The organism is Methylophaga sp. UBA4204 (assembly GCF_002379485.1).
Classification (GTDB): Bacteria; Pseudomonadota; Gammaproteobacteria; order Nitrosococcales; family Methylophagaceae; genus Methylophaga.
In genome coordinates this window covers 37,322-43,229 of record NZ_DFTU01000108.1, presented here as the reverse complement: position 1 = coordinate 43,229, position 5,908 = coordinate 37,322, and the positions used below count along the sequence as shown (strand labels likewise).

Genomic DNA, 5,908 nt, shown 5'->3' with positions numbered 1-5,908 from the left:
GGTCCATTAGGCCAAGGTATTACCAACGGCGTTGGTTTTGCGATGGCTGAAAAGTTAATGGCACATCAGTTCAACAAACCTGGTCATGACATCGTTAACCACCATACCTATGTATTTATGGGTGATGGCTGTCTGATGGAAGGTGTTTCTCATGAAGCATGTTCTTTGGCCGGTACATGGGGCCTGGGCAATCTGATCGCATTCTGGGATGACAACAATATCTCTATCGACGGTCACATTGATGGCTGGTACACCGATGATACTGTTAAGCGTTTTGAAGCTTATGGCTGGCATGTTCAATCTGTTGATGGTCATGATGCTGATGCAATCAACAAAGCCATCGCAGAAGCGAAGAAAGTCACTGATAAACCATCATTGATCTGCTGCAAAACCATCATTGGTTATGGTTCACCAAACAAATGTTCAAGCCATGATTGCCATGGTGCAGCATTAGGTGAAGAAGAAGTTGAATTGACCCGTAAGCAACTGGGTTGGGAATACGAGCCATTTGTTATTCCAGAAGATGTTTATGCAGGTTGGGATGCTAAAGCGAAAGGCGATGCCGCTGAAGCTGAGTGGAACAAGAAATTCGATGCTTATGCTAAAGAATATCCAGAACTGGCAGCAGAATTTAAACGCCGTATGGCCGGTGAATTGCCTGCTGACTGGAAACAAGCATCAGCCAAAGTCATTGCTGATCTGAACGAAAAAGCAGAAAGTGTTGCTTCACGTAAAGCATCACAAAACGTTATCGCTGCATTGGCGCCTATTTTGCCAGAATTCATTGGTGGTTCTGCTGACTTAACCGGTTCAAACCTGACCAGCTGTTCAAGCTTTAAACATGTGTCTGGTAAAGAGATGGGTAACTACATTTCATACGGTGTTCGTGAGTTTGGTATGTTTGCCATCATGAATGGTATGGCATTGCACGGTGGTCTGCTGCCATATGGTGGTACTTTCCATATGTTCTCTGACTATGCCAAATCAGCGCTGCGCATGGCTGCCTTGATGAAAATTCGTACCATTGCGGTATTGACCCATGACTCTATCGGTCAGGGTGAGGATGGTCCTACGCATCAGCCAATCGAAAATACAGCTGGTCTGCGTTACATCCCCAACATGGATGTATGGCGTCCTGCTGATGAAACTGAAGTTGCGATTGCCTGGACTGCAGCTGTTGAGCGTATGGATGGCCCAACCAGTCTGGTATTGAGCCGTCAGGGTATTCCTGGTCGTAAACACGACACAGCTGCTTTTGATGCGATTCGTAAAGGTGCTTATGTGTTGTCAGAAGCCGAAGGCGGTAAAGCTGACGTGATTCTGATCGCAACTGGTTCAGAAGTGGATCTGGCCGTTAAAGCACAAGAAGCGCTGAAAGGCGACGGTGTAAATGCACGTGTTGTTTCTATGCCTTCAACGAACGTCTTTGATCGTCAGGATCAGGCTTATAAAGACAGCATCCTGACTCCAGGAGTGAAACGTGTTTCTGTTGAAGCCGGTGTAACTGACTTCTGGCGTAAATACGTTGGTCTGGAAGGCGGCACTGTTGGTATCGATACCTTCGGTGAATCTGCTCCAGGCGGTGTTTTGATGAAACACTTCGGCTTTACTGTCGAAAACGTTGTTAAAACCGTTAAATCAGTTCTGTAATTAAAGAACTGTTTTTAGCGAGCTAAATGGAGATGACCAGTAGATGCAAATCTACTGGTCATTTTTTTAAAAGGGTCTGTTTATCTTTCATCGCACCATTGCGGGAGGCGATGAAAGATAAGCAGTTCCAAGTCTCATAACTGCAATTTTCGGTAAGATTTCAGTTCTGAGGCATAATATCAAACCGATTCAAAGGAAACAGAATGACTATCAAGGTGGGTATTAATGGTTTTGGCCGTATCGGCCGTATGGCATTTCGTGCTGCAGCAAAAGATTTCCCTGAGATTGAAGTCGTGGCAATCAACGATTTACTTGATCCCGATTATCTGGCGTATATGCTCAAATTTGATTCTGTACATGGCCGCTTTGAAGGTGATGTTGAGGTGAAAGACGGTCATCTGGTTGTTAATGGTAAAACCATTCGTGTTACCGCTGAGCGCAACCCTGCTGATTTGAAATGGGATGAAGTTGGTGCCGATTTAATTATTGAATGCACCGGCTTTTTCCTGACGGAAGATTCCTGTCAGGCACATATTGCTGCCGGCGCTAAAAAAGTCGTGCAATCTGCACCTTCCAAAGATCACACGCCAATGTTTGTTTATGGCGTGAACCATGACAGTTATGCTGGTCAGGCAATTGTTTCAGCAGCCTCCTGCACAACTAACGCTTTGGCACCGGTTGCCAAGGTCCTGCATGACAGTTTTGGTATTAAGCGTGGTTTGATGACCACGGTGCATGCTGCCACAGCAACACAGAAGACTGTCGATGGCCCGTCAATGAAAGACTGGCGTGGAGGTCGCGGTATTCTGGAAAATATTATTCCGTCATCCACCGGCGCCGCAAAAGCAGTAGGCAAGGTGCTGCCGGAATTAAATGGAAAATTGACCGGGATGGCTTTTCGGGTGCCTACTTCAGATGTTTCCGTAGTCGACTTAACCGTTGAATTAAACAACGATGCCAGCTATGAATCAATTTGCGCAGCAATGAAAACTGCTGCCGAAGGTGAGTTGAAAGGTGTTTTGGGTTACACCGAAGAAAATGTGGTCTCCACAGATTTCCGTGGTCATACTGCACCTTCAAATTTTGATGCAGGTGCAGGTATTGCACTTGATGGCACCTTTGTAAAAGTCGTTGCCTGGTATGACAATGAATATGGATATACCTGCAACATGATGCGTTTGGTTGAGCATGTTGCGCGTTAATTCATTTTAGCCATTCAACAATTAATTCAAGGCTTCCTGTGAAGGAGGCCTTTTTTTATGTATTTTGAAGGCTATAATCAGAACTGGTTCACAAAATTTACACAAGAGGGCAATACCTTATGTCAGTAATAAAAATGGCCGATTTGGACTTGGCTGGAAAACGTGTGTTGATCCGACAAGATTTGAATGTTCCACTCAAATCAGGTGTTGTTGCAGATGGCACTCGTATCCACGCTTCTTTAGCGACCATAAATCTGGCATTGGAGAAAGGTGCCAAAGTTATGATTATGTCTCATCTCGGACGACCTACTGAAGGAGAATATGAACATAAATATTCATTAGCTCCGGTTGCCAATTATCTCTCGGCCCTCTTGGAAAAACCGGTACGTTTGGAACAAAACTGGCTGGAGCCAGAATTTATTCCAGTCGAAGTAGGTGAAGTTGTTTTGTGTGAAAATGTACGATTCAACATTGGTGAAAAAGCCAATAATGATGATCTGGCAAAACGTATGGCCAAGATGTGTGATGTGTTTGTTATGGATGCATTTGGCACCGCGCATCGTGCTCAGGCTTCAACACACGGTATTGCCAAATATGCCACGATTGCCTGTGCCGGGCCTTTATTATCTGCGGAACTGGAAGCTTTATCCAAAGCGCTGGATAATCCTGCCAGGCCAATGGTTGCTATCGTAGGCGGCTCAAAAGTGTCTACCAAACTTACGGTGTTGGAAAGCCTGTCGAAGAAAGTGGACCAATTGATTGTGGGTGGTGGTATTGCCAATACATTTATTGCGGCAGCTGGTCATAATGTAGGTAAATCACTTTATGAGCCGGATCTGATCGATACTTGTAAAAAGCTTTCAGCAGAAGCTGTGAGCCGTGGCGGCAATATACCCGTACCCAAAGACGTGGTCTGCGGTAAACATTTTGCCGAAAATGCAGAAGCGGAATTAAAAGCAGTAGATAAGGTAACGGATGACGACATGATTTTTGATATCGGACCAAAATCTGCTGCGGAGCTGGTTGAAATTATTAAACAAGCTGGTACGGTTGTATGGAATGGTCCGTTAGGTGTTTTTGAATTCAGCCAATTTGGTGAAGGCACCAAAGAAATAGCGATGGCAATAGCGGAATCAGATGCTTTCTCGATTGCTGGCGGCGGTGATACGTTGGCAGCAGTATCTAAATACAAAATTTGTGATGATGTTTCTTATATTTCTACCGGTGGTGGTGCTTTTCTGGAATTCCTTGAAGGCAAGAAGTTACCTGCAGTGGAAATTCTTGAGCAACGTGCCCGCGAGTAAATTAATGAGTAACTAATTATGGCTGCCCGTCGAAGAACGAAAATTGTTGCTACCTTGGGACCTGCAACAAAAGATCATGCCGTTCTTGACACGATGATATCGGCAGGCATGGATGTTGTACGGCTCAATTTCTCGCATGGTTCATCGCAATCGCATATTGATATGGCTGACAGGGTGCGTAACCGTGCCAGCGACTTTGGACGTGAGGTTGGCGTATTAGTTGATTTGCAGGGACCGAAGATTCGCATCTCTCGATTTAAGAATGGTGGTGTGAAACTAGTTGAAGGGGAAGCTTTTACTCTGGATGCGGCCCTGGCAGATAATAACGGTGATAGCAATCAAGTCGGGGTCGACTACAAATCACTCCCCCATGATGTTAAGCGTGGTGACACGTTGTTATTGGATGATGGCCGCATTGTGTTATGGGTTGAATCGGTTATTGATCAACAGATTCACTGTCGCGTTACCGTGGGAGGCATGCTCACAGACAATAAAGGTATTAACCGGCAGGGAGGTGGATTATCGGCATCAGCGCTGACAGCTAAAGATATGGCCGATATAAAAACAGCTGCTGAAATGCAGGCTGATTACCTCGCCGTATCTTTTCCCCGAAGTGCTGAAGATATTCATTTGGCACGTCGTCTGTTGCGTGAAGCCGGGGGCTATGGCGGGATTATTGCCAAAATTGAACGAGCTGAAGCGCTGGATGATATTGATGCCATTATTGAAGCCTCAGAAGGCATTATGGTCGCTCGAGGTGATTTAGGGGTGGAAATGGGGGATGCTGCATTACCGCCGATTCAAAAGCAGCTAATCGCTAAAGCCAGACGTATGAATCGATTGACTATCACTGCGACGCAAATGATGGAATCGATGATTGAAAGCCCCATTCCAACCCGTGCCGAGGTGTTTGATGTGGCCAACGCCGTGCTGGATGGTACCGATGCGGTGATGCTTTCCGGGGAAACCGCAGTCGGACATTATCCGGTTAAAGTCATTGAAGCCATGGATCGTATCTGTCTACAGGCGGAACAGCAACGTGAAATACGTGTTTCACGTCATCGCATGGATTCAAAATTCGCACGAATTGATGAGGCTATTGCGATGGCTGCGATGTATACGGCGAATCATATGGATGTTAAAGCTATTGCCACGATGACAGAATCCGGAGCCACGCCATTATGGATGTCACGTATTAGTTCGGGAATACCAATTTTTGCATTAACTCCTCATGTGGCTACCCGACGGCGGGTCACGCTTTACCGTGGTGTCTACCCGGTAAGTTTTGTGGTTGAACATACGGATCACGCGGCCTTGAACAAGGAGGCCATAGAAGAATTACAGCGTCGAGGTGTTGTCAAAGAGGGTGATATAGTGATTATCACCAAGGGAGACCTCGAAGTTCAAGGTAGCACCAGTGCAATGAAAATTGTCAAAGTTGGAACGTTGGTTGAACCACGTCCCTCAGGTAGCAGTTGTGAATAAATATGAATGGTTGGAGGTTAGCTAATGGCACTCGTTTCTATGCGACAGTTACTTGATTACGCGGCAGAGCATCAATTTGCCATCCCCGCATTTAATGTCAGTAATATGGAGCAGGTACATGCCATTATGCAGGCCGCTAATGCCGTCGACAGTCCAGTAATAATGCAAGGCAGTGCCGGAGCACGTGATTACGCTGGTGAGCCCTTTCTACGGCATTTGATTCTGGCTGCGATTGAAGCCTATCCGCATATCCCCCTGGTCATGCAT

The 5,908-nt window shown here is 45.9% G+C and carries 5 protein-coding genes; all 5 read left to right on the top strand.

Translation table 11 applies throughout. The features are described from left to right. Positions 1 to 1,650: transketolase (tkt, locus tag B3182_RS15830; protein ID WP_292753474.1), on the top strand; the 1,650-nt coding region annotated here is incomplete at its 5' end. A gap of 203 nt (positions 1,651 to 1,853) precedes the next feature. Then, entirely contained in the window at positions 1,854 to 2,852 is a 999-nt protein-coding gene (gene gap, locus B3182_RS15825; RefSeq protein ID WP_292354568.1) for a type I glyceraldehyde-3-phosphate dehydrogenase, read from the top strand. 119 nt (positions 2,853 to 2,971) lie between these two features. Continuing rightward, complete coding sequence (locus B3182_RS15820) at positions 2,972 to 4,156, top strand: phosphoglycerate kinase (protein ID WP_292354570.1); 1,185 nt, start codon at positions 2,972 to 2,974, stop codon at positions 4,154 to 4,156. An 18-nt stretch (positions 4,157 to 4,174) separates the two neighbouring features. Then, on the top strand, positions 4,175 to 5,641 hold the full coding sequence (pyk, locus tag B3182_RS15815) for a pyruvate kinase (RefSeq protein ID WP_292354572.1): 1,467 nt from the start codon (positions 4,175 to 4,177) through the stop codon (positions 5,639 to 5,641). A gap of 24 nt (positions 5,642 to 5,665) precedes the next feature. Continuing rightward, on the top strand, positions 5,666 to 5,908 hold a 243-nt coding region (locus B3182_RS15810), incomplete at its 3' end, for a class II fructose-bisphosphate aldolase (RefSeq protein ID WP_292753471.1).